Source organism: Lishizhenia sp., assembly GCF_057456495.1.
Genome location: NZ_JBVCPV010000204.1, coordinates 1 through 4,707, shown reverse-complemented (window position 1 = coordinate 4,707; position 4,707 = coordinate 1). Strand labels below are relative to the sequence as shown.

The following is a 4,707-nucleotide window of genomic DNA, read 5'->3' as shown; positions in this document are numbered from 1 at the left end:
GACTTGTGGTTGCACAGCAATTCCCGCAATCTAAACAATCTATATTTTCGAATTGCTTATCGTGCTCCTCATTGATTAAATTGTCCAATTTCTTGGGCTTCATCTTTTTTAGTTTACGCACCAATTTTACGTAATCAGGATGTTTTTTCTTTGCCTCAATAAGGTCTTCTTTGAATTCTTCGTTCATTGCCATAACTAAAAACAAAGATAGAGCTTCCCCCATCAAATCTCCCTATTTATAAAGATTAATTGAAAGATAGAATTCAAAATCTAAAATCACTTACTATATTTAATGCAACGAAGCATTATGGAAAAATTTGACCTAATAGTAATTGGTGGTGGTCCAGCTGGATATGCAGCGGCCATGCGGGCTATAGATTTTGGACGATCAGTTTGTTTAATTGAAAAAAAACGAGTGGGTGGTGCCGGTGTATACAACGGTGCGCTTTCTTCCAAGACTTTGTGGGAACTCTCACAACGTGTCCGAAACGTAAACGAAACCATATATTCGTTTGGAAGAGAACCGTTTGAACCTTCTTGGAAGGAAATTAAAAAAACCTTAGACGAAGCGGTTTTCGAACGTAAATTTCAATACAGCTGTCACATCAAATTACTTCAAACAGAATCCATGAATCAGTCGTTCCATTACGAACGTGGTCATGGAAAACTGCTGAATAAAAATGAGGTTGAAATCGATCATGAAGGCTTTAAAAAGACCATTTGGGGTGAAAATATAATTCTTGCCACTGGAAGTTCTCCAAGGAAACTCCCAAACATGAACGTGGATGAAGATGTAATCCTTACCTCAGATGGAATAGATGACATCAAAGATTTCCCTGAAAGTATCGTAATCGTCGGTGCCGGGGTAATTGGTTGTGAATACGCTACCATTTTCGCCAATTTTGGAAGAACTAAGGTTTACCTGATTGATAGACAGGATAGAATTCTTCCTTTTGAGGATGAAGACATTTCGAACTTGGTGGCAAGCAACTTAGAGAAGAGAGGGGTAACCATTCACCATGAGGCGCAATTAGAACGCTTAGAAAACATAGGAGGAAAAGTTGAATACGAATTATCTTATCCTGATGGAAGTAAAGAAACTATTCAAGTTGAAAAAGCTTTACTTTCTGTAGGTAGAACACCGAATATCCAAGGACTTTGCATCGAAAATGCCGGTGTTGAGATGTCTAAACGTGGTGTTCATATTGGAGACAACGACACCCAAACTAACATCCCAAACATCTATGCCGTAGGAGATTTATCTGGAAGGATTGCTTTGGTGAATATGGGAGAAATTGAAGCTCGTCATGCGGTAGAAAGAATTTTTGGAGAGGTAAAAAAACCGATCAGTTACGACAACGTTTGTACCATCATGTTCTTAAACCCCGAAGTGGCTGCAGTAGGTGTAAATGAAAAAGAATGTATAGAAAAGAACATTCCCGTTAAGGTGGTAAAAATAGACTACAGCGTTATTGCAAGAGCTATTGCCATGCGTAAAACCCAAGGTTTCTTTAAAATCATTGTTACCAACGATGATGAAATGAAAATATTAGGAATGCGCGCAGTTGGAGAACATGCCTCAACTGCAATACAAGCTGTTGGACTATTAATTCAAATGAATCAAGGAATAGAAGTGTTGGCAGAATTGGTACACCCTCACCCTTCTATTGTTGAGGGAATTCAGGAGTGTGTGCGTATGCTGCTAAATAAATCCATCTTTAAAAGTTCGGTATTCAAGGATAAACTGGCGTGTTACAGTTTGGTTGACGGAGTTAAAACTCCCTTAGAGAGACTGTAAACCAGAATACTACTTGAGTGGAATGGTATTTGAAACTCAAGTTTAAAAATCAAAGATGAAAATAAGCTTCAATAATGTAATGCCCCAGCACTTGGCCGATGTTGAACACAGCGCTGAGAGTATTTGGGGAAATAGTTTTCAGTTAGAAGCTCAAAGTAAAGTTGTACTTAATGCTTCATCTGGAAAAGGAAAAACAACCTTCACCACTACCCTTCTGGGTATAAGAGATAATTATACAGGTAACATCCGTTTCGGTGAGGTTACTTTAAAAGATTTAACCAAGGAGGAATGGGCCGAGTATCGCAGTTCAAAAATCGCGGTGGTTTATCAAGACTTACAACTGTTTCCAGAACTTACGGTGATGGAAAATCTTGAAATTAAAAACCAACTCAATCATAAATATAGCCCACAAGAGCTTCAAGACATGTTGGATGAACTTGAAATTGGCCATAAAACAAACGAAAGATGTGCCAATCTATCTTTAGGGCAACAACAACGTGTTGCTATTATCCGCGCGCTATGTCAACCTTTTGATTGGATTATTTTAGATGAACCTTTTAGTCACCTCGACGCCGAAAATGCGCGTAAGAGCTTAGCGTTAATTGACCGCGTTTGCCACCAAGAAAAAGCAGGTTTTATCTTAACCACATTGGGTGATTTTTACGGGTACGATTATCAAGTAGAATTAAAACTGTAAGCTATGTTGAACCAGATATTATTTAAAAATCAATCGAGGTTACAGTTAATCTTAGCCTTTTTAGGAGCTTTTTTAGGATTTACCTTCTTAATCACCTCCTTCCATTACCTTATTAGGGTGAACGAATTTGGAGAGGATGAGGAAATCTTAGGAAGCAATACGCTTATCGTACAAAAAAAAGTGAGTAACTATAACTCTTTAGCCTTAGGGAAAACAGATTTTGGAAAAGTAGAAATTAAACATTTGGAAGATAAAGACTTCGTGGAAAGCGTTTCTCCCATATTGAACAATAGTTTTGACATTTCTATTAAAACCGACAGTGACTTAATCCCCTACTTCAGTACGGATATTTTTGTACAAACAGTAGATCACAATTTTTTAAAAGTAGATGATGCGAGCTGGCAATGGCAGCCGGGAGATGATTTTATACCTGTTATCATGCCGCGAGAATTCTTAGTAATGATGAATACTTTTGCTTCTGCGAAAGGAATTCCCCAGGTTTCTGATGAATTAGCAAAGCGTGTAAAATTTAAGTTTACCGTATCCAATGAAAATCGCAAGGAAAAATTTGCTGTAAAGATTATAGGTTTCACCAATGAAATGAGTGCCATTTTAGTACCTACTGCCTTTATGGAATACGGGAATAAAAACTTCCCAAGTACAGTACCTGCAAAGGTTACTCACTTGATGACAGCCATTAAAGAAGGTCGTTTCGGTGAATTTGAAAAATACATGGAAGCAAACCATTTAGAACCTAAAGAAAGCTCTGTGTTAATTGGGAAACTAAAAAGTATAGCAGGTACTTTGTTCAGCATCTTATTCTTCATCAGTATACTTACTATCTTTTTATCCATTTTAGTACTACTACAATACGCTCAACTGCTGATGGCTAAAAACAAATATGAGATAACCACTTTATTACATATAGGATACTCTCCGGCATTGATTACTAAAAGAATAAGCAACTACTTTGTAAAGGTGTTCGCACTGATTACCCTTAGTAGTATTGCCGTTTTTGCATTGGCCAAACTATTTATTGACGCACTCTTTGAAAAAGGAGGAATTTTAATTGATCACACCTATACATGGCAAAGTATCTTGGCCGTACTTGGGGTCTTTAGCTTGTATAGTTTATTCAACCATTTGAATGCTAAAAAAGTGATAGAGAAAACTCAATGACAAACAAGTTGTATTATTTCGTTAAAATTGTGTTAAAATTATATCCCTTTCTTATTTTGGCGCGTCTTAACTGTAACTTCAAAATATTCAAAAACTAGAACATGAAAAGATTATTGCTAATTCTTACCTTATTAACGGCGTACATACTTCCGGGACAGGCACAAACAATGAAGTTTAAAATAACTGGTATTGAAGACACGACTGTTTACCTGGTTCGTTACGAAGGTTCAAGTATGTATTACGCAGATACTGCTCAAGTTAAAAACGGAGCTTTTAGCTTTGATGGTAGCAAGCAGGAACCAGGAATGTATACCTTCTCTATTAAGGGAGCTAGATACTTCGACTTTATATACAACAACGAAAATGTTCATATAGAAGCAGGTACAAGTAACTTATCTGAAACGATGAAGATTAAGGAGTCTGAGGAAAACAAAGTATTCTACGACTACCAAAAATTCTTTAGTCAAAAAAGAACTGAAGCGAATGCATTGAGCACGCAATTAAAGACTTTAGCCGCAGATGATGAAGCCGGTAAAAATGCAATTACAGAACAACAAGATGCTATCACACAAGAAGTTGTTGCTTACCAACAAAGTATCGTAGATAACCATAGCAATTTATTGGTTTCTAAAATCATTAAAATGGCGATGGACATTAATATTCCTGAGGCGCCAAAAGACGAAGAAGGAAATCCTATCAATCCAAACTTCACGTATTATTATGAATTGGAGCACTTTTTCGACAATGTTGATCTTACAGATGATAGATTAGCAAGAGTTCCTCTAATTCAATCGAAAATTGAATACTTCTTTTCTAAAAAACACATGGTTCAAAACCCTGATACCATTGTGAAATACATGACTCCTTTCATCCAACAAGTAGATCCATCTTCTACGATGTACAAATTATTGGTATTTAGAACGACTTTACACTTTCAACGTTCTAAAGTAATGGGGATGGACAAAGGTTACCACCACATGATTTTGAATTACTGGTGTCCACAAAATGAAAAAGGTGAACACTTGGCATACTG

4 protein-coding genes and 1 pseudogene are annotated in these 4,707 nt (G+C 36.8%); 4 read left to right on the top strand and 1 reads right to left on the bottom strand.

Annotation, left to right across the window (positions count from 1 at the left end; genetic code table 11):
- Nucleotides 1-223 (bottom strand): annotated as a pseudogene (locus AC22ZQ_RS12515) (hypothetical protein); the annotation flags it as partial.
- An 84-nt stretch (nucleotides 224-307) separates the two neighbouring features.
- On the opposite strand from AC22ZQ_RS12515, the gene AC22ZQ_RS12510 reads away from it, so the two are divergent.
- The 4 genes from AC22ZQ_RS12510 to AC22ZQ_RS12495 form a co-directional block, all read left to right on the top strand.
- Nucleotides 308-1,798, top strand: coding sequence for a dihydrolipoyl dehydrogenase family protein (locus AC22ZQ_RS12510; RefSeq protein WP_318959105.1), 1,491 nt, complete (start codon nucleotides 308-310; stop codon nucleotides 1,796-1,798).
- Between the two features lie 55 nt (nucleotides 1,799-1,853).
- Nucleotides 1,854-2,495, top strand: a complete 642-nt coding sequence (locus AC22ZQ_RS12505) for an ATP-binding cassette domain-containing protein (RefSeq protein WP_318959104.1) — start codon at nucleotides 1,854-1,856, stop codon at nucleotides 2,493-2,495.
- Nucleotides 2,496-2,498: 3 nt separating this feature from the next.
- Nucleotides 2,499-3,674, top strand: a complete 1,176-nt coding sequence (locus tag AC22ZQ_RS12500; protein ID WP_318959103.1) for an ABC transporter permease family protein — start codon at nucleotides 2,499-2,501, stop codon at nucleotides 3,672-3,674.
- Nucleotides 3,675-3,775: 101 nt separating this feature from the next.
- Nucleotides 3,776-4,707: DUF4369 domain-containing protein (locus tag AC22ZQ_RS12495; RefSeq protein WP_318959102.1), on the top strand; the 932-nt coding region annotated here is incomplete at its 3' end.